The following is a 20,935-nucleotide window of genomic DNA, read 5'->3' on the forward strand; positions in this document are numbered from 1 at the left end:
ATGAAAATATATTAATATTTAATATGTTTGTGCATGGCGGTATCCGGTTCTAATAGTTTATAACGATCTGGTATTGCATTATGTAACCAAATTAAACAAATGAACATCTTGAACCTCAATTCCGTTAAATTCTTTAAAGGCAGCTTATTGCTTGCCTCATTATTTTTAAGCGCTGTAGTACAGGCAAAGGTAACTTTGCCTTCTGTATTTAGTGATAACATGGTTTTTCAACAAAAAACCAATGTTGCTATCTGGGGAAATACCGATGCAGGAAAAACTGTAAAAGTTACCGCTACCTGGAATAATAAAACTTATACTGCTAAAGCGGGTAGTGATGGAAAGTTTAAAGTTGTGTTGCCCACTCCTTCTTTTGGCGGGCCATATAGTGTTAGTATTTCTGATGGAGACGTTACTAAGTTAAGCAATGTGCTTATTGGTGATGTTTGGATTTGCTCAGGGCAATCTAACATGGAAATGCCATTAGCCGGATGGGGGAAAGTCAATAATTATGAACAGGAAATAAATGATGCAAATTATCCGAACATCAGATTGTTGCACACTGTTCAGGTAACCAGCAATTCGCCGTTAAAAGATGCTAAGGTATATAATGATGGATGGCAAGCATGTACACCTAAATACGTTGCGAACTTTTCGTCAGTTGCCTACTTTTTTGCCCGCGAGATCAATAAAAGAACAGGTGTCCCTATTGGATTGATAAATACTTCGTGGGGCGGAACTATTGCGGAGGCGTGGACTAGTGCGGGTACACTTAAAACGATACCAGATTTTGTAGAAGCAGTTAACAAAATTGAAACCTCCAGCAAAGATAAAGACGTCTCTAGCTTTAAACAGAAATTGGAAGCCTGGCAAAAGCTGGTATTAAATAAAGATGCCGGTATAGTTCAGGGTAAACCTGCATGGTTGGATGCTTCACTTGACGTTTCATCATGGAAAAACATGACTATGCCTTCGTTATGGGAGAAGAGTGGAATGCCTGGTTTTGATGGTGTTGTTTGGTTTAGAAAAAATATAACCATCCCTCAATCATGGGCGGGCAAAGACTTAAAGGTTAATTTGGGTACTATAGATGATAATGATGTTACTTTTTTTAATGGAGAAAAAATAGGTCAAACAGAAGGATTTAATGTGCCACGTACTTATACTATCGCTGCAAATAAAGTAAAAGCAGGAACATTTGCTCTGGTAGTAAGGGTGTTTGATGGTGCCGGAGATGGTGGCCTTTACGGCGATAAAAATGTATTATCACTGGTCTCTGCAAATGGAGAGCGTTTATCGCTTGATGGAGATTGGCAATACAAGGTAGGGGTAAATTTAAAAGACGTAGCGCCTATGCCTGCTTCAAATGATGGCCCTAACAGAGTAACGGTACTGTATAATGCGATGATCAATCCCTATTTGCAATTCCCGATTAAAGGAGCTATTTGGTACCAGGGAGAAAGTAATGCCGGCCGGGCAAATCAATATCGTAAACTTTTTCCTGCAATGATTAAAGATTGGAGAAAAAGCTGGAATCAACCTAGCTTTCCATTTTACTTTGTTCAGCTCGCTAATTTTATGCAGGCCGTAAGGGAACCAAAGCCTTCTGAATGGGCAGAGTTAAGAGATGCGCAGCGTGAAACACTTTCACTTCCAAATACCGGTATGGCTGTTTCTATTGACATCGGTGACGCTGTAGATATTCATCCAAAAAACAAACAGGATGTTGGTAAGCGGTTAGCATTTATAGCACTTGCTAAAGATTATGGAGTTAAAATTCCTTATAGCGGCCCAGTATACCAATCCCAGAAAGTTGAGGGTAGTACAATAGCATTGACCTTTGGATCTACTGATGGCGGTTTAAAAGCTAGTGACGGAGCAGAATTAAAGGGCTTTTCTGTGGCCGGTTCAGATCAGAAATTTCATTGGGCCAAAGCTGTAATAAAAGGAAATCAGGTTGTTGTTAGTAGTGCCGAAGTGCCTAATCCTATTTCAGTGAGATATGCCTGGGCTGATAACCCACAGTGTAATTTCGTTAATGGCGCGGGGCTTCCGGCTTCGCCATTCAGAACTGATAACTGGCCTGATACTACGTTTGGAAAAAAGTAAAGCGATAACTGAAATTGTTTGAATCCCCCAGGTTACATTCAAAAATGTGGTCTGGGGGATATTTTTTACCCATAAATTGAAATTTAGCAGTGAAAAATTTGATTGCATAAAATTAATATGTAACTATGTATGTACAAATAGCGTAAATCATTACTTGTAGCGAATCCTAAACGCCCAATAAATACTATATATGAGAATAAGAATACTAATGATAGCTTGTTTAAGTGCTTTTGCTCTAAGTAAAAGCACGAAGGGACAAAGTGTTTTATCCACCAGTGTTTCTAAAAGAACTGAATCTATTAAACCTTCTGCTGATACCGTAAAGGAAATGGCGGAGACCTTAATAAAGAAAGGCTTTACAGCCGGAGATGGTTATGGTGAGGTATGGATAAGAGATCTTAATACTTTTTTGACTGTTGCCTGTAAAGTGAATGATAAGGATCTGATAAAAAAACACCTGATTACTTTCTTTCAATTTCAACAACCCGACGGCGGAATTTTAGACGGCTATATTCCTATAAAAAAAGGGGGTGTTTCATATGATTTTTATCATTCGGCACTTGCTCCAGGTTATGCGGGGCATAAAAATACGGTAGAGACCGATCAGGAGACTTCTCTTGTACAAGCCATTGCTAAGTATATAAGAGGTACTGGTGATAAAGCCATTTTGAAGGATACCGTTGCCGGGGCATCTGTACAAAAACACCTGGAACAAGCTATGGAGTTTCTGCTTACCCAACGCTTCGAAAAAAAATACGGATTGGTATGGGGCGCAACGACTGTAGATTGGGGAGATGTGCAGCCAGAACATAGCTGGGGTGTGGTATTGGATTCTAACTCGCACAGAACCATAGATATTTATGATAATGCAATGTTCATAATTGCCATCAATGATTTTCTAGGTATGGCAGATTTATCGCCAAAATCACAAAAATATTGGAAAGACATTAAAAGAAGCTTAACTGCAAATGTTCGTAAACATCTTTGGGATAAAAACCAACAGAAATTTGTACCACATATATATTTAAATGGTTCACCATTTCCAGCATCATTTAATGAATCGGAGATTTATTATCACGGAGGAACTGCAATTGCCATAGAGGCCGGCCTTTTAAGTAAAGAGGAAGTAAGGGCTGCTTACAAAAAAATGCAGGAAAATGTGAAGAAAGCCAACGCAGCAACAATAGGTTTAACGATATACCCAGTATATCCAAAAGGATTTTTTAAAAATACTGGTATGGGGCCTTATTCGTACCAGAATGGTGGAGACTGGACCTGGTTTGGTGGCAGAATGGTGTCTCAACTTATCCGTTACGATCTTCTTGAGGAAGCTTGTGAAGCCATGGAGCCCATGTTGGATCGTGTAATAAAAAACAAAGGCTTTTATGAATGGTATACGCCAGACAATAAGCCTCAGGGCTCATCTAGTTTTAGAGGAGAAGCAGGAGTCTTGTGGAGTGCAATTACGGAACTTGAACAGAAGACTAAAAAATAATTTTAACAGGAAATGATGAGTAATTACCGCGACAATTTAAAGGTATTATTGTTAGCGATGCTTTTGAGCTTCGCGGTAGTACCATTGTGTGCCCAGAAGAAAGTGATCTGGGAGATAGGATCTTCGGATAATAAGGATGGAGATATGGCACTGGCTCCTTCAGGATATAAGCATTTTTTAGATCATGATTTTGGATGGGAAGACAGGTTTTTTCTTATTGGGTTTTCAAAACCTGAAAAGGATTGGCCATATGTTTTGCCTGGGCCAAACGATGGTTGGGGAGGTACAGGCAGTACCTCTGGCTTGAGAACTCATACTGCAAACATATTGTTCGGACTTACCAGCTTACCTGTGCAGGGAGAATGGAATTTTGTTATTGATTTACTGGGCTATCAAGGTGATTCTCCGCCGCTGCTTAAAGTGATTATCAATGGTAAAGCATTTGTAAAACAGTTGCCAAAGTACAAACCAGATGGAGTTATTGAAGGTGTGCTGAAGGATGCAAAAGAATATAAAATAGAAATCCCAGTTCAATCTGAATTGCTCCGTAAAGGAGGAAACGAGATTGTGCTTACTACACTGGATAGCTCCTGGATGGTATTTGATCAAGTTAGGTTGGAAGGTCCGCAAAGTGTAGGCTTGGTTAAAAACAAATCTATTTTTTTAAGAGATGTAAAAGCTGCTGATTATGAATTAACACAAAATGGCAAACAGGTTCAGCCATTGCTTGTTGATGCACAGCACCTTTCAGGAAGCCCTGAACTTAGTGTTAAACTGGATGGGAAACTTTTGTTTAAAGAGAAACTGGATAGTTCCAGGTATCAATTTGAGGTGCCGATGCCTGCTGTAACTACTCCAAAAGAAAGCAGATACGAGATTTTTAGCAATGGAACATTGTTGGAAAAAGGGACAGTTAAGCGATCGAAACAACAACAATTTACTTCTGCTGATTATGTAAATACCAGAATGGGTACTGCTCATTCGCGCTGGATGATTGCCCCTGGTCCATGGATGCCATTTAGTATGGTTAAATTGAGCCCTGATAATCAAAATGCAGGATGGACGGCAGGCTATGATCCTTCTTTTGAAAGTGTTGGGGTCTTTAGTCACATTCATGAATGGACTATGGCTGGCCTGGGCATGTTGCCTGTTAATGGGTCTCTAAAAATTAAAGTTGGAGATGAGCGTAAAGCTGGAGACGGTTACCGATCTCAAATTGATAAATCAACAGAGGAAGCTCTTTTAGGCTATTACAAAGTGATGCTTACCGACTATAACATTAAGGCTGAGCTAACGGCTACAACCAGATGTGGCTTTCAACGGTATACCTATCCTAAAGCCGAGAATTCGAGGGTAATGATCGACCTCCAGATCCCCGCTGAATATACTTATCAATTAAAGGATGTTTCATTAAGAAAAGTAAGCGATTATAGGATTGAAGGTTTTACAAGGCAATTTACACCTAATGCCTGGTCTGGCGATGTTAATCAGGATTATAAGATTCACTTTGTGATTGAATTTGATCAGCCAATTAAAAAATTCGGTACCTGGTTAAACGATGAGCTGAGTGAAAAGGATATTTTAAATGCAGGCACTGTTAAAGATGCAGGGGCGTATGTAGAATTTGATACTAGAAAGAACCAGGTCGTGCAAACACGTACAGGTATATCACTTGTAAACATTGAAAATGCCTCTCAAAATCTATTAAAAGAAGTTACGGAACCTTATGGCTGGAGTTTCGATAAAGTTCGCAACGGACAACGGGATGCATGGAATAAGCTGATGGGGCGTTTAGCGATTACTACCAACGACAGACGTGAAAAAGTAAGGTTTTATAGCAATATGTATCGGGCATTGGCCAGTCGTAACACCTGGAGTGATTTGGATGGTAAGTGGGTTGACGCTACACAAAAGATTCAGCAACTTAGGGATCCAAATGCGTTGGCTTTAGGCTGTGATGCTTTTTGGAATACATTTTGGAACCTTAATCAGTTTTGGAATCTTGTTACTCCGGAGTGGTCGTCCAGGTGGGTTAAATCACAATTGGCAATGTATGATGCCAATGGCTGGCTGGCAAAAGGTCCCGCAGGAATGAACTATGTGCCTGTAATGGTTGCCGAACATGAAATTCCTTTAATAGTTGGTGCATATCAAATGGGTATTCGAGATTTTGATGCTCAAAAAGCTTTTGAAGCTGTGTATAAAATGCAGACTACACCTGCCCAAAAAGTTGGATTGGGGTTTGCAGGAAACAGAGATCTTTTACCTTATTTAAAACATAAATATGTGCCATACGATCAGGGAAGGTTCTCTAATACACTCGAATATGCTTATGACGACTGGACGGTATCGCAATTTGCAAAAGCGCTGGGTAAAAAGGAAGCAGCAGATGAGTTTACGCTGCGGGCAAACTATTGGAAAAATGCAATAGATAAGGAAACAGGTTATGCACGTTTACGTAAGTCAGATGGCTCTTGGTTTCCTGATTTTGATCCTTTTAAGTCAGGGGCCAATGAGCAGTATGTAGAAGGGAATGCCTGGCAGTTAACCTATTTTGTGCCTCAGGATGTGCCTGGTTTGGCTAAGGAAATTGGAGAAGATAAGTTTGTAGATCGTCTGGAATGGGGTTTTAAAGAAAGCTATAAATTACGCTTTAATGCACCGGGCGATCAATACTGGGATTACCCGGTAATTCAGGGTAATCAGCAGTCTATGCATTTTGCTTTTCTTTTTAATTGGGTTAAGAAACCCTGGCTTACACAATATTGGAGTCGCTCTATCATAGATCGTTATTATGGGTTTGATGTATCTAATGCTTATCTTGGAGATGAAGATCAGGGCCAGATGAGTGCCTGGTTTATTATGGTATCTATGGGGCTTTTCCAGACTGATGGTGGCTGCAGCACTGATCCTATATATGAAATTGGAAGTCCGCTTTTTTCTAAAGTAACCATCGATTTGGGTGAGCAATACGGCAGAGGCAAAACCTTTAGTATTGAAGCGCCAAATGTATCCAGATCCAATAAATATGTGCAAAGTGCAATACTTAATGGTAAAGCATTAAACTCATTTAAATTTCCAGCATCAGAACTGCTTAAGGGTGGTAAGTTAGTACTAAATATGGGAGCAAGCCCCAATAAGAATTGGGGCCTATAATTTTAGCTTCTTCTGCTCTCTACGGTATAAACAAAGCTATCCGCCTTATAGTATCCCAGGTTGTATTCTATAGGACGATCTGCCTGATCAAAGACAAAGCGTTTACGGAATAAGATAGGACTCCCAGGTTCTGTTTCGAGCTTTGAGGCAATGAACTTATCAGCTGCTTTTGCACTGATCTCTTCTTTTGATAATTCTGAAATGATGTTGTAATCGGCCTGCAATATATCGTAGAGAGGTCTTTTGAAATCTTCCTCACCTGTTAATCCTGTGCGGGGGTGAAAATAGGAAACAAAATATACAAAAGGGCCTTCAGGCTTGCCTCTTAAACGTTCAAGTTTTAATATTTTTTGGTCGGTTTTGATGTTGAAGAAATTGGCAATTATTTCTTCAGGATAAATCCAGCTTACATGCAATTCAAAGTTCTTGATCGGAATGCCTCTGGCTTTCATTTCCTGAGAGAAACTTAGCCAGTTTGCAGATTTAGAACTGATCATGGCATCTGCTACTTTTGTTCCAACTCCCTTTTTACGGATTAACAATCCTTCATATACCAGTTTGTTCAACGCCTGACGAAGCGTGGTGCGGGAAATGGCCAGCTGATTGGCAAGATCAATTTCATTGGGCAATAATTTGCCGTTTTGAAATTGAGGGTCTGCTATCATTTTACGCAACAACTCTTCTGCTTGTATATGCAGAGGAATGGGACTTTTATGGTTGAGTGCTAATTTCATAGTTTATATACGGCTTTAAGGTTGCCCTTTATGTCTGTTTTTCTCTATTGCAATATTATGAAAATATATTTGCAATGGATTATTAAATCACTATGTTTGTACATATTTGGTTCTTGTATTGGATGTGATTTACCGGTATTCGGCTTTTATGGTGGTATTAAGCTGTTTTTGTTGGTTTTTTATGTTTGTACATGGGTTTGGTTGTTAATAAATAAAGGGTAGTTGAAATTATGATTGAAGCTTCTGAGGCTACAGAAAATGAAAAAATTCAAACTGGCAAAAGTATGAGCGAGTATAAATGGAGAAATAGTATGCAACCGTTGTTGCAGCAACACATATATGAGAGTCCCAGAGAAGACAATAATTATAATTCAATACCTTATCACAAATTAGGGAAAGGTAAAATATATAGTGGCTTCGGAAGTTTAGTGGCATGGATCATTGAGCAGAAAAATGTACTCATTGATGGGTATGGAGGAGTGTTTTTTACCGACATCCAGCAAGAGGTACAGAAAAAACTTGAAGAGAACGGTTTTTCTGTAAAATGGCATTTTACAGCAGATTATTTTAAAAGTGAAGCCGAAGTAGAGGAAATGGTTAAACCATTTTTAGGCGGCGCTGAAGATGTCTGGGGATTTAAAACTACCCTTAATCTTAAGGATTTCTTTAAAATTGATGAGTTTTTAGCACTTGAAAAAGATGATCAGGCAGATATCAATATTGTAATTGGTATCGGTGCCGGTTTACTGAATTGGGATGCTCCAGTAGTGTATTTTGATATCCCTAAAAACGAAATACAATACCGTATGCGGGCAGGATCCCTCGGAAATCTTGGAAGTAACATCACAGACAAGGCGTTTAAAATGTATAAACGCTTCTACTTTGTAGATTGGGTAGTGCTAAACGAATATAAGGCCGAATTACTTGAAAAGATCGCTATAGTTGCAGATGGGCAAAGAGTAGGTAGGCCAAACTGGTTGTTTAAAAAAGACCTGGTTGAAGGGTTACATAAACTTAGCCACGCTGTCTTGCGTGCGCGCCCCTGGTTTGAAAGCGGATCGTGGGGAGGGCAATGGATGAAGAAACATCTGCAGGGCTTAAATACCAACGAGGTCAATTATGCATGGTCATTTGAGTTAATTACCCCAGAAAATGGTATTGTATTGGAGAGTGATGGAAACTTGCTGGAAATACCCTTTGATATGTTAATGACGATTGAGTATAAAGCCATATTAGGAGAACATGCTGAACAGTTTGGTAGCTATTTTCCTATTCGTTTTGATTTTCTGGACACTTTTAAAGGAGGTAATCTATCCATTCAGTGTCACCCATCAAAATCATATATCAGAGAAAAATTCGGAGAAACCATTACTCAGGATGAAACCTACTATATTCTGGATTGCGCGCCAGGTGCAAAGGTTTACCTGGGTTTCCAGGAAAATATAGATCCACAGGAATTCAGAAAAGCATTGGAACTTAGCCAACTTAAAAAACAAGAGATTTTAGTAGAGAGATATGTACGTAGCTTTCCCTCGCGCAAGCACGAACTATATTTGATTCCTAATGGTACTGTTCATAGTTCTGGTGTAAATAATATGGTGCTTGAGATTAGCGCTACCCCGTACATCTTTACGTTTAAAATGTACGACTGGCTATCTCTGGATCTTAACGGAGAACCTAGGCCGATTAATATAGAGCATGCCTTTAATAACCTTAGGTTTGAAAGAAAAGGAGAGAAAGTACCAAAAGAGCTAATTGCTAAGCAAGTTTTATTTGATAGAGGCGATGATTGGGAAATACTGCATTTACCAACGCATAAGGATCATTTTTATGATGTGCATCGCATTGAGTTTGATACTGAACTGACTATTGATACTGAAGATAGATGTCATGTATTGATGCTTGTTGAAGGCACTTCCATTTCTGTGGAGATTGAAGAGAATGAGACCAATAAATTTCACTATGCCGAGACCTTTATTATTCCAGCTGCAACCCAAAAATATAAGCTGATAAATCATGGAAAAGGAAGAGCAAAAGTGATTAAAGCTTTCCTTAAACATGATATTGAATTGTAAAGAATAACCTAACCAAATACCTAACCATTTATAAACCGAGCAAGTATGAATAATAATTATAAAACTTATTTGGGCTTAATTACCCTTGTTGCATCTTTAGGAGGTTTGCTTTTTGGCTTTGATATGGCGGTAATATCTGGAGTATTGCCCTTTGTAGAGAAACAATTTGACTTAACTCCATTACAGGAAGGGTGGTTTGTTTCTTCAGCCCTTGTCGGCTGTATTGTGGGGGTTGCATTTTCAGGAGATTTGAGTGATAGACTCGGACGTAAAAAACTACTCTTTATTTCTGCCGTTTTATTCCTTTTCTCTGCCATTGGCTGTTCTTTGGTGACATCTCTTGACTGGTTAATTGCATCAAGGTTATTAGGCGGTATAGGTGTTGGTATTGCATCCATTGTAGTTCCCTTGTATCTTTCAGAAATATCTCCTGCGGCTATTAGAGGCAGACTGGTTACTTTTTATCAGTTGGCAATTACCGTAGGGATTTTGATGGCCTATATAACCAATTCAGTGCTGTTAAATTATTCGGAACATCATACCGCTACTTCAGGGCTAATTGACCTGATATACATTAAAGAAATATGGCGCGGCATGTTTAGTATAGGTGGAGTGCTGGCCACACTGTTTTTGGTTGGTTTGTTTTTTGTCCCCGAAAGTCCGCGATGGTTAATAAAAAAAGGCAGAAATCTGGAAGGCTTAGCCATTTTAAAAAGCATAAATAACGGTAAAGAGGAAGCGGTTGAAGTAGCCCTAACCGGAGAAAAAAATGAGGATAACGGCTCTTATAAAGAATTGTTTTCCCCTAAATTAAGGAAAGCCATGCTGTTAGGTATTTTGCTGCCTTTGTTTTCTCAGTTAAGCGGTATAAATGCCATCATTTATTATGGGCCATCCATACTAAATGATGCAGGGATTGCTTTAAGTAATTCTTTTTTAGGACAGATCATATTCGGGGTAGCCAATCTCGTATTTACTTTTATTGCGATATGGAAAGTTGATGATTGGGGCAGGAGGCCACTTTATTTAATCGGTACAATTGGGGCAACAGTAAGTTTGTTTGTTACAGGTTTTCTGTTTTATCTAGGCCTTACTTCAAGTATATTCTTAATTATTAGCGTCACACTCTTTTTGGCTTGTTTTGCGTTCTCTATAGGCCCTTTAAAGTTTGTAGTGGCTTCTGAAATATTTCCTACAAATATCAGAGGTAAAGCTTTGGGTGTAAGCATAATGGTGATGTGGGTTGCCGATACCATAATGGGTCAGGTTACACCAATATTGTTAAAACAGGCCGGAACACCCGCAACCTTCTGGGTATTTGCCTTTTTCTGTTTCATCGCCTTTTTTGTTGTTTACAAGTTATTGCCCGAAACCAAGGGTAAATCATTAGAAGAAATAGAATCATTTTGGGATAAGAAGAAATAGTAATATCATAATAGCTGCTTTTTTAGCGGTCGCTGTACTATCTTCCTGTAAGGTAAAGAAGGAGAGTGTATTAAAGTATGTGGATTCTGGTATCGGTACAGCACATAGTCGCTGGTTCTTCTTTACACCGGCTGCTTTACCTCATGGGATGGCAAAACTGGCCCCATCAACAAATGGTCATTATGGCAATAAATCGGGATGGGAAGCTGTCGGTTATGATACCAGACATCGCTCTATAGAAGGATTCGTTCATTTTCATGAATGGCAAATTGGGGGTGTCTCGTTTATGCCTACAAACGGACCTTTAAAAGTGAAGCCCGGTGATTTAGACGGTCGTGAGGATGGTTATCGCTCTCATTTTGATCATAAAAATGAAATAGCAGAGCCTGGTTACTACAAAGTTCTGTTAGATGATTACAACATTACTGCTGAACTTACAGCAACAGAACATGTTGGTTTTCATCGTTATACTTTTCCTAAAAATGATCAGTCGAGGGTTATTCTGGATATCGGGAATAAGCAGGGCGAAAGTGATGAGGTAAGAGATGCTTTTGTACGCATGATCGATGATACTCATTTTGAAGGTTCTGTAACCACATATCCAAAATACATTAAAACTTACGATCCCAAAGGTCAGATCACCATGTATTTTTGGGGAGAAACAAGTCAGAAGCCAGTAAAGACAGGTTCTTTTAATACCGAAGGTATTTCTGAGAACAGCGCATCTGCAAAAGGTAAGGGGGCAGGTTTGTTTTTGGAATATAAAACGACCGAAGGAGCTGTTGTGGAGATGAAAGTAGGTTTGTCTTATACCTCAACAGAAAATGCTAAAAGAAACTTTGAAGCAGAAGCAACAAGTCTTTCATTTGACCAGGCTAAGGCAAGAGCTCAAACAGTATGGGAGCGGGAACTGGGTAAAATTTATGTTGAAGGAACTGATAAAAACAATAAAGTAAAGTTTTATACCGGGCTGTTTCACGGTTTATTGGGCCGGGGAACAGCAAGTGATGTGAGGGGAACATTCCCTCAATACGGTGGAACAATTGGACAATTACCCCTTGATGAAAAAGGGAAACCCAAATATAATTTTTATAACACAGATGCCATTTGGGGCGCCTTTTGGAATCTTACACAGCTGTGGGCCCTTTCTTATCCGGATAGATATAAAGATTTTGTACAAACACATTTAGAAGTTTATAAGCACAGAGGTTGGTTTGGCGATGGAATTGCAAATGGCCAGTTTGCATCCGGTGTAGGAACAAATTTTATAGGGCTTACCATCGCGGGTGCATATAATTTAGGAATCAGAGATTACGATGTAGACTTGGCTTATAAAGCTGTAAAAGCAAATGAGCTGGAATGGGTAAACAGAAACGAAGGTTCAGGAAAAATGGATACCAAGCAATTTATTGAGCGTGGGTTTGTACCGTATGCCGAGGGAGAAACGGATTCACTGGGTTCAAATTTTTCTGCATCACATACGCTTGAATATAGTTTTAGTGCTTTTGCTGCCGCGCAAATGGCTAAAGCTTTAGGTAAAAAAGAAGATTATCAGAATCTGATTAAAAGATCTGATGGTTGGAAATTGCTTTTTAATCCTGAAAATAAATTGATCCATCCTAAAAGGGCAGATGGTTCATTTATAGATAAATTCGATCCTTACCAGCCATGGAGAGGCTTTCAAGAAGGTAATGCCATTCAGTATACTTTTTATATACCTCATAATCCTGCGGGCTTAATTGCTCAAATGGGAAAAACTGAATTTAACAATCGGTTAGATAGTGTTTTTACTGTTGCACAAAAAAACAGTTTTGGAGGGGGTAAAGAGATTGATGCCTTTTCCGGGGTGAAATCAATTTATAATCATGGTAATCAGCCTAATTTACATGTCAGCTGGTTGTTTAACTTCTCTGGTAAGCCCTGGCTTACCCAAAAATGGACAAGGGCGATCTGTGATGAGTTTTACGGTACAGAAACCATTCATGGCTATGGCTATGGACAAGATGAGGACCAGGGGCAGTTAGGGTCATGGTATGTAATGGCAGCGTTAGGATTGTTTGATGTGAAAGGACTTACCGACCTCCGACCTATAATTGAATTGGGGAGTCCTCTTTTTGAAAAGGCAACAATTACGCTGGGTAATAGAAAACAGTTGATTATAGAAGCGAGAAATACTTCAGCAGAGAATGTTTATGTGCAATCGGCCACATTTAACGGTAAAATACTAAACAACTGCTGGCTATACAGAGATGAATTGATGCAGGGTGGGAAAATGATATTAATAATGGGAGCGAAGCCTAATCAGCAATGGGGGGTAGATGTTCCGCCTCCCTCAGATCAGTAATTTCAAATCTTTAACCATCCGGTGATGCTCATTCTAGGTTGATGGGTGAGCAAAACCTCGTGCATAAGCTCATCGCTTTTAAAAAATACGCCCTTTCTGTTTTCAGGAGATATGTTTTGCAAATGGTCATCGTGGTGGATACACAATTCACCCCCATCGGCTAGTATCCAGTTTGTGTTTAAATAGATTATCATTGAATATTTTCTGCTGTCGTTATTTTGGAACTGATCAAGATGCTTTTTATAAAAACTACCTTTTTCATATAAGGTATAATGAAACTCGTACCCGGTAATTCCGGTATAACAGGTTTCATTTAAATACTTTACGAACTTGTCCATTAGGATAAAAAAGGCATTTTCGCAAGGAGTATCATGGTTGCGGTCTAGCCAATATATACGGTCGCCACGCACTTCAGAGTTATGTCTTATTACCTTGTCGTTTCCTGTTCCGGCCGAAAGGAGCATTTTGTTACTGTAAAGAGAAATCAGGTTTTCCTTCAAATCGGCAGCAAGGCTCTCACTTAAAAAGTGGTCGGCAATGCCTACGTGTTGGTCTATAAAAGAATCGATCAGGCAATTAAATGTGTGTTCCAAAATAGCGGTTTAATACGGGAGTAAAACCGCAGGTTGGTGAAGGTAGTCTTTTTAACTGTTAAAAAGCACCATTGCAATTTCAGTAACGCTAAAACTTGGTTTCATTGAGTACCGGGTTCTTACTTGCATTAACCTGATACGTAGTTATTTTGTCAACTTCATCAACCTCAACAATTCTATAACCCTTATATTGTGTGCCCCAGTTGCCCCCGTAGTGTGCATCAAAAAAATGTGGTAATTTATTGGTGTAAAACACAGCATCCAAACTATGATCGTGTCCATGAAAAACCGCCTTAACATTATTGTAGCTATGTAGAAGGGTTATGGTTTCAGGACAATCAACAAATGGACTTTCTGGTACCCAGAAATGCGGAGGTATGTGTAAAACCACCAGTACTGTCTTTAAGTCTTTAAACTTTTCCAGCTCTCGTTTTATAAAATTATTGTCAGGGCATATGTATTTACCTTTCGTATCTGAGGTATTCGCCAGGATAAAACCAACGTCATTTTTTTTAAAGGAATWAYKRKSSYMAYWRSSRMAMACANATWTNMAGRGYKMTRSMTMAGMWMGGWMGWGMKTMSYGNNGGGAWAGCGTAAAATGGAACTTTGAGTTTGCTAAAATAGGTTTCCTTTACTTCAGTAAGTAACTCGGGACGGTCATGAACGAGATCTCCATTAAAGATTACAAAATCGAGTGGACTAATATCATGGGCTTCGTTAATCCATTGGACGATATTTTCATGGTCTTTCTTGTAGTTTGTTCCAGGCTGTCCGTAATGGCCATCTGATGCGATTGCAAAGCGAAGTTTTGCTTTTGCACCCAAAGGTAAATTGGTTTGGGGTTTTGGCGTTAAGGCCGAAACACTTTTTGAAAGGCCTGCTAACAGTATACTTGCAAGGCCACCTTTAAGGAAAATTCTTCTGTTTGACATGGTGAAACTTTAGAAATGATGTTATTAAAAATAGCAATAATAAGGTTAWTCKGGTNRAAKAANYWWTTAMCTKAANTYATRANTTMWKYYRAAYKGTTCTTCACAAGATTAGTGTTTCTTCACATATTATTCACGCCTCCTTCATACCGAGCTCACAAACAGGTACCTTTTTGTGAACAATATGTGTAGAATGTGTGAATTATGTGAGGCGCAGTTATAAGCAATATGTTGTTTTTATATTATTTATATATTAATAAGGATACAAATATTAAACATTTATTTAGTATTTGTATATTTAATGCGCCTTGAGGTATGAGTTCTAATTTACAAAATAAGAAATGGATAGAAAAGAATTTTTAAAAACAACTGGTCTTGCAGGTGGCACCTTGCTTTTTGCAAGATATCCTGAATTAAATCCGGCAGATAAAAAAATCAGGATTGGAATGATCACAGATCTTCATCATGATATTATGCATGATGGTATTGAACGCTTGTCGGCCTTCATTAAAGAAATGAATACTGAATCACCTGATTTTATCATACAAGGAGGCGATTTTTGCGTACCTAAGGAAGCCAATACGCCATTGCTGGATGTTTGGAATCAATTTAAAGGTGATAAATTTCATGTTATTGGTAATCACGACAATGATGGGGGATATACACGCGATCATGTGGTTGAATTCTGGAAGGCAAAATCAAAGTATTACTCGTTTGACAAAAATGGCTTTCATTTCGTAGTACTTGATGGCAATGAGCATAATGAAAGTCCCGATCGTCCAAAAGGATATGCAAGATATATTTCTCAGACACAACTGGAATGGCTAAAAAAGGATTTGGATGCATCTTCTTTTCCGACTGTTATCTTTTGCCACCAGGGAATAGACAACGATTCCGGAGGATTAGAGAATGGAACTTTACTCCGTTACACCTTTGAACAAGCTAATGAAAAAGCCGGCAGACAAAAGGTTATTCTGGTGATCAGTGGACACCACCATCAGGACTATTACAATCATATTAACGATATTCATTACGTACAGATCAATAGTGCATCTTACAGTTGGTTGGGTGATAATTACAAAGAGGTAAGGTACTCTGCAGAAATTGATAAGGCTAAGCCTAATATCAAATATACAGCACCCTATAAAGATCCGCTATGGGCGATGATTGAAATAGAGCATAATGGTAGAATTAGGATAAAAGGTAGAAAGTCTGTTTTTGTGGGTTCTTCTCCTGAAAAACTAGGCGTAAAAATGGAGACTTACATTTATCCGATTGTTCCATATATATCCGACAGGAAATTGGGGTAAATAAATTCAAACACATAAATGAAAAGAAGAGATTTAATTAAATCACTTGGAGTTACAGCAGGAACAATTGCATTGAGCAGTGTTGCACAGGCATCAGTTGCAGCTCCAATAAAGAAGGCTTTAAAAATTGCACACATAACTGATGTACATATCAGACCGGAACATAATGCAGTTGCCCGTTTTAAGAAATGTCTGGAAATGATCAAAAAAGACAAGGTTGACCTTATTCTTAATGGGGGTGATTCTATCTATGCTGCGGATTACGACAACATTACCAAAGATAGGGTAGAGCAGCAATGGGCTTGCTGGAATGAAAGTGTTCAGGTTGTTAAAGGTATTCCTATGCACCATGTACTGGGAAATCATGACATGTGGTGGCAGGGTAAAGATGATGAGTTGGGAGGTAAAGCTGGGGTATTAAAGATGCTGCAAATGGAGCATAATTATTACAGCTTTGATAACAATGGCTGGCATTTTATTATGCTGGATAGTAACCACCCTACAAATCCGGGAATGCTCGATGATGAGCAATGGAATTGGTTTGTACAGGATGTACAGAAGAACAGTCAGGATAAGCCTACACTGATCATGTCGCATTATCCTTTATTGAGTTGTACAGGCATTGTAGATAATAAACCAGATTTTAGAGGGCCGTTTAAAGTTAGCGGCAGCTACAATCATCTGGATATTATGAAATTTATAGACGTTTTTAACAAAAATAAGAACATTAAACTTTGCTTAAGTGGACATATTCATTTGCTTGACAAGGTTTGGTACAATGATGTAGCCTATTTGTGTAATGGTGCTACAAGTGGTTTTTGGTGGGAACCGGGTGATGATGGTAAAAGTGCCTATAAACAAACAGTTCCCGGCTATTCTCTTTTAAATCTTTATGAGGATGGAAGTTTTGAGCATGAATACATTAAGTATGAAGCGGTTTAAGCTGGAATGATACAGCTATCTATGACATTTAAATAGATAAAAAGATGTATTTTTGTGAAAATATGTTATGGGAAAAGTATCAGCCTTCGGTCTATTTGCAATATGCTCATTTTTAGTTTTCAGTTGTAATAACAAAGTTCCGATCGTTTCTGAGAAAGCCCCTGTTAAAGAGGAAATACTCCCGCCTTCAATTCCTGAAGGTGCAGTAACTCCTGCTTTTAATGGAAAAATCGAAATAAAAGTTGTGTTTACTGACAATCCAACTTCTGCCAGTGCAAATTTTCCCAAACTGAAATATAATAAAAGTAAGGCAATACTTATGGAGTTTGATGATGCTGCCTTAACCGTTACAAATGCTTATGAAAAACTATCAAATACCTTTTACACTGATGGTTGCGGCAACAAAAAGAATTATAGTTTAGGCTTAGCCGTGAATGGCAAAAATCAGTATAATAATAAGGAAATTGGGCTATACACTGATTTTGCGGCTACATATGCACAACGATTACCATTGATACAAAAGGGTATGGACATAATGAACCATTCTTATTACCACAACGAAGATGGAAACTTTAATAATGGTAAGGATCGTGTGAAAAATGTCCGTGACCTGGATGAAATGATATTGTTAAATGAGAGGTATAAAATGAACACACTTGTTGTGCCAAGTAACTATGTGGGGTTTCATAAAGCGGCGTCTGCTTATGGTTATATTGGTGGTACATCGCAAGGGACATTTGATGATTTCGTGCAAATCGGAAAGTATAACCCTAAGAACAAGTTAAGTGATATAAAACCATTTAATTATTTAGCTATAAGAAGAGCATTTAGTGATGATTGGTCAAATAATGGTGCTCAGTGGGAGTTGGCTAATTCATTGTTTGCAAGCAATGCTTTTGATTTTTTTGAGATAGGTACTCACGGAATCAAAGACCCTAAAGCCGTGCAGAATTTTAATCAGTGGATTGATAATATCGTTTTAAAAGCTAAGGATGTGGCTATATTTTGTAGCTTGAGAGAGTTTTTAGAATACCAGTATATTAAGGATCACATAACAAAAAAGGAAACGATTGCAGGCAAAACCCTTACCATAACCATGGATTACGCTACGATTCTTAATAAGAATATATCATGGTATGACCTTTCATTGCTGGTTAATTCTGACAAAGCAATTTCTTCTGTAAGCATAAATAACCCAGATTTTACCCTGTCATTTAATAAAACTCAAAAGTTAATAAACATAAATAAAAGGAAGATAAAGTGGTGAAATCTATCCTAGTCATATTTTAGCGCTTCTACAGGGTTAGCAGTAGTCATTTTATAGGTCCTTAGTGCAACAGTGAGTACTATGATTCCAATTGAACCCAGTGCCGCAAGTATAAACGGTAACATCGGCAGGTCTATTTTATAGGCAAATCCCTGTAGCCAGCGATTTAACAAGATATAGGCTAAAGGCCAGGCAATAAGATTGGCTATGACGATCATTTTCATGAAGGACTGATTGAGAACGCTAATGAGTTCAATTGTAGTAGCGCCCAATACTTTTCTGATTGCCATCTCTTTGGTGCGCTGAATAGCTACAAATGAGATGAGGGCGAACAAGCCAAAGCAAGAAATAAATATAGCCACTGATGTAAAAAAGCTCAATAAAACGGCTGTTTTTTCCTCAACGATGTAATAGTTGGCGATATATTCATCATAATAGCTTGGCTCATAAAACTGATCAGGAAATGTTGATTTGAAATCTTCCCCTATTTCTTTAACCGTTTCCTGCATATGAAGGGGATTAAGCTTTACAAATGCACTTGCATACTCTTCTTTGCTTGTATAAAATATGACTGGAGAGATATCTCCATGCAGACTGAGATTGTTAAAGTCTTTTACCACTCCGATTATTTGGGCTAACGGCCTTCTGTTTAGCTGGATATATTTTCCTAATGCATCTTTGGGATCTTTAAGATGAAGTTTGTGCAGCAATGTTTCGTTTAATATATAGCCATTTACCGTATCGCTTTTAGACAATGGTTTTCCTGCAATCATTTTCAAACCAAATATTTTGAAGTAATCTTCGTCAGCCGGTTTATTGCAAAGCAGGAAATCTGTTTTCTGAGAAGAATTATTGAAGTAGAAACTGGTAAAGTTATTGGAAGCGGTGCTTGGAGGCGTATAGGCATAGGTTACCATTTCTACTCCACTACGTTGCAGTAACTTTTGTTTAAAAGTATCAAACCTGGTTTTGCTAACGGAATCTGTCGGCACATCGACCTGTAAAATGGCATTGTTATTAAATCCAAGTGATTTATTTTTAAAGTAATCGATCTGCTTAAGTACTACAAGAGTTCCGATAATGAAAATCAGTGTTACTGTAAATTGAAAAATTAAGAGGACACTTCTTAGGCTCCAAATGCCCTTATTTCCCTGGGCGATTTTATTCTTTAGTGCGTTTATTGGGTTGTATCCGGATACGAAAACTGCAGGGTACAGACCTGCCAGGAAACTAACTGCCAGCCAAAGGATAAGGATAAAGGCGAGGATAACTGGGTATTGAACGATATTGAATGGAATCTGCTGACCTAGAAAATTTCCTACCACTGGCAGTGCAATCTCAGTAACAATACAAGCTATTGTGATGGCTACAAACGTGATAACAAAAGTTTCAGCTAAAAAACGAAACAGAAGTTGTTTGCGATTGCTGCCTAGGACTTTACGGATTCCTACCTCTTTTGAACGGCCAATTGCCTGTGCAGTTGCCATGTTAATGAAATTGATGCAGGCAATTAGTAAGATTAGTGATCCTAATATCCTCAAAGAATTAATCTGCAATGGGGTGTATCGCCTTGGCGAAAAATTACCAAACTTGTTATCTAGATGTACATCAGAAAAAGGTTGAAACAGATGTGTGTTCGAAAGCGGATCTTTTGCATCGTAATATTTTTTGGTATATCCATCCAGCTGAACTTGCAATTGTTTAATATCAGTATTAGGTTTTACCATCACATAGCAATTATGACCCATGTTTACCGAGTTCCAGCGCATACTTGTGGCATTTCCAAAGTTCTGATAAGAGATGACAAGATGGATAGGGAAATCAGTATTTTTTGGCAGATCTTTTATAATTCCGGTTACCTCATAAAAAGTCTCATCACCGCTAAGCTTAAGTTTTTTACCCATAGCATTTTGCCAGTTGCCAAAGTATTGTGTTGCCGTACTTTGTGTAAGTGCGATATGATTTGGCGCGTTTAATGAAGCGGGTTCACCCAATGCCCAGGGGAAATTAAAGATATCAAAAATGGCTGGGTCGGTATAAAATGCGGTTCCATACTCTCTATAGTATTGCTTTGTCGATCTATCTTCTCCTACAACCTCGACCAGATGATAACCCTGAACAAGGTTTGCTACTTTCTCTAATTGAGGGAAATCTGTGCGTAATGCGCCAGCCATTGGTACAGGAACACCCATCATAGGGACTTTTCCTTCTGTACCGTTACCGAGGGAAACGACCCTAAAGATCCTGTCGGCATTTGGATGGAAATTATCGGCACTCAGATATTGCCGTATAAAAAGGAATATGATCAGTGCACAAGTCATACCTATGGACAGGCCAACCGTATTTATGAAGGTATAACCTCTGTGTTTCCAAAGATTTCGTAAAGCAATTTTAATATTGATATAAAACATCTTCAATCATTTTCCTGTCAATAGCGAAGCATGTGCCAATTTATTATTTTTATTTAATGTGTTGATTGTTAGTTGATTGTGTAATGTTTTTTTGCCTTTCCTGTTCATAAGCGAACAGACGTGTTCTTAAGTGAACAATACTGTTAC

At 38.5% G+C, this 20,935-nt stretch carries 13 protein-coding genes; 9 read left to right on the forward strand and 4 right to left on the reverse strand.

Annotated features, from left to right (window positions below; all coding sequences use genetic code 11):
- Nucleotides 1-99: 99 nt before the first annotated feature.
- From N824_RS07560 to N824_RS07570, 3 genes are all read left to right on the forward strand, one after another.
- Entirely contained in the window at nucleotides 100-2,106 is a 2,007-nt protein-coding gene (locus N824_RS07560; RefSeq protein ID WP_048904501.1) for a sialate O-acetylesterase, read from the forward strand.
- A 190-nt stretch (nucleotides 2,107-2,296) separates the two neighbouring features.
- Nucleotides 2,297-3,601, forward strand: coding sequence for a hypothetical protein (locus N824_RS07565; RefSeq protein ID WP_048904502.1), 1,305 nt, complete (start codon nucleotides 2,297-2,299; stop codon nucleotides 3,599-3,601).
- Between the two features lie 12 nt (nucleotides 3,602-3,613).
- The gene (locus N824_RS07570; RefSeq protein WP_052334076.1) at nucleotides 3,614-6,757 is read left to right on the forward strand and encodes a GH92 family glycosyl hydrolase; all 3,144 of its coding nucleotides are present in this window, start codon (nucleotides 3,614-3,616) and stop codon (nucleotides 6,755-6,757) included.
- A 2-nt stretch (nucleotides 6,758-6,759) separates the two neighbouring features.
- Here the strand turns inward: N824_RS07570 and N824_RS07575 are convergent, their stop codons facing one another.
- Nucleotides 6,760-7,491, reverse strand: coding sequence for a GntR family transcriptional regulator (locus tag N824_RS07575; RefSeq protein WP_048904503.1), 732 nt, complete (start codon nucleotides 7,489-7,491; stop codon nucleotides 6,760-6,762).
- Between the two features lie 284 nt (nucleotides 7,492-7,775).
- Between N824_RS07575 and N824_RS07580 the strand changes: the two genes are divergently transcribed.
- From N824_RS07580 to N824_RS07590, 3 genes are read left to right on the forward strand one after another with little or no spacing between them, the layout of a single operon-like run.
- Nucleotides 7,776-9,566, forward strand: coding sequence for a class I mannose-6-phosphate isomerase (locus N824_RS07580; RefSeq protein ID WP_235207021.1), 1,791 nt, complete (start codon nucleotides 7,776-7,778; stop codon nucleotides 9,564-9,566).
- Nucleotides 9,567-9,611: 45 nt separating this feature from the next.
- Nucleotides 9,612-10,991 carry a sugar porter family MFS transporter gene (locus N824_RS07585; RefSeq protein ID WP_048904505.1) on the forward strand — a complete coding sequence of 460 codons (1,380 nt, stop codon included), beginning with the start codon at nucleotides 9,612-9,614 and terminating at the stop codon, nucleotides 10,989-10,991.
- 10 nt (nucleotides 10,992-11,001) lie between these two features.
- Nucleotides 11,002-13,335: a GH92 family glycosyl hydrolase gene (locus tag N824_RS07590; protein WP_235207036.1), complete on the forward strand. Its 2,334-nt coding sequence runs from the start codon at nucleotides 11,002-11,004 to the stop codon at nucleotides 13,333-13,335.
- 2 nt (nucleotides 13,336-13,337) lie between these two features.
- On the opposite strand, the gene N824_RS07595 is transcribed toward N824_RS07590, so the two are convergent.
- Both N824_RS07595 and N824_RS34070 read right to left on the reverse strand, forming a co-directional pair.
- Nucleotides 13,338-13,928: a 2OG-Fe(II) oxygenase gene (locus N824_RS07595; protein WP_048904507.1), complete on the reverse strand. Its 591-nt coding sequence runs from the start codon at nucleotides 13,926-13,928 to the stop codon at nucleotides 13,338-13,340.
- An 88-nt stretch (nucleotides 13,929-14,016) separates the two neighbouring features.
- A complete protein-coding gene (locus N824_RS34070) occupies nucleotides 14,017-14,319 on the reverse strand; it encodes a hypothetical protein (protein WP_235207022.1) in 303 nt (100 codons plus the stop codon).
- Between the two features lie 880 nt (nucleotides 14,320-15,199).
- Here N824_RS34070 and N824_RS07605 point away from each other — a divergent pair.
- The 3 genes from N824_RS07605 (at nucleotide 15,200) to N824_RS07615 (ending at nucleotide 18,377) form a co-directional block, all read left to right on the forward strand.
- Nucleotides 15,200-16,168, forward strand: a complete 969-nt coding sequence (locus N824_RS07605; protein WP_048904508.1) for a metallophosphoesterase — start codon at nucleotides 15,200-15,202, stop codon at nucleotides 16,166-16,168.
- An 18-nt stretch (nucleotides 16,169-16,186) separates the two neighbouring features.
- Nucleotides 16,187-17,110, forward strand: coding sequence for a metallophosphoesterase (locus N824_RS07610; RefSeq protein WP_048904509.1), 924 nt, complete (start codon nucleotides 16,187-16,189; stop codon nucleotides 17,108-17,110).
- 67 nt (nucleotides 17,111-17,177) lie between these two features.
- Entirely contained in the window at nucleotides 17,178-18,377 is a 1,200-nt protein-coding gene (locus N824_RS07615; RefSeq protein ID WP_048904510.1) for a hypothetical protein, read from the forward strand.
- Nucleotides 18,378-18,385: 8 nt separating this feature from the next.
- On the opposite strand, the gene N824_RS07620 is transcribed toward N824_RS07615, so the two are convergent.
- Complete coding sequence (locus N824_RS07620) at nucleotides 18,386-20,788, reverse strand: ABC transporter permease (RefSeq protein WP_048904511.1); 2,403 nt, start codon at nucleotides 20,786-20,788, stop codon at nucleotides 18,386-18,388.
- Between the last annotated feature and the right edge of the window lie 147 nt (nucleotides 20,789-20,935).

Origin of the sequence: Pedobacter sp. V48 (genome assembly GCF_000523515.1) — a bacterium.
Lineage (GTDB): Bacteria > Bacteroidota > Bacteroidia > Sphingobacteriales > Sphingobacteriaceae > Pedobacter.

Bases quoted from the DNA above. Each gene is read 5' to 3' on its own strand.
- N824_RS07620 (WP_048904511.1), bottom strand. From the start codon at position 20,788: ATGTTTTATATCAATATTAAAATTGCTTTACGAAATCTTTGGAAACAC.
- N824_RS07580 (WP_235207021.1), top strand. From the start codon at position 7,776: ATGAGCGAGTATAAATGGAGAAATAGTATGCAACCGTTGTTGCAGCAA.
- N824_RS07615 (WP_048904510.1), top strand. From the start codon at position 17,178: ATGGGAAAAGTATCAGCCTTCGGTCTATTTGCAATATGCTCATTTTTA.
- N824_RS07605 (WP_048904508.1), top strand. From the start codon at position 15,200: ATGGATAGAAAAGAATTTTTAAAAACAACTGGTCTTGCAGGTGGCACC.
- N824_RS07610 (WP_048904509.1), top strand. From the start codon at position 16,187: ATGAAAAGAAGAGATTTAATTAAATCACTTGGAGTTACAGCAGGAACA.
- N824_RS07570 (WP_052334076.1), top strand. From the start codon at position 3,614: ATGATGAGTAATTACCGCGACAATTTAAAGGTATTATTGTTAGCGATG.
- N824_RS07585 (WP_048904505.1), top strand. From the start codon at position 9,612: ATGAATAATAATTATAAAACTTATTTGGGCTTAATTACCCTTGTTGCA.
- N824_RS07560 (WP_048904501.1), top strand. From the start codon at position 100: ATGAACATCTTGAACCTCAATTCCGTTAAATTCTTTAAAGGCAGCTTA.
- N824_RS07565 (WP_048904502.1), top strand. From the start codon at position 2,297: ATGAGAATAAGAATACTAATGATAGCTTGTTTAAGTGCTTTTGCTCTA.
- N824_RS07575 (WP_048904503.1), bottom strand. From the start codon at position 7,491: ATGAAATTAGCACTCAACCATAAAAGTCCCATTCCTCTGCATATACAA.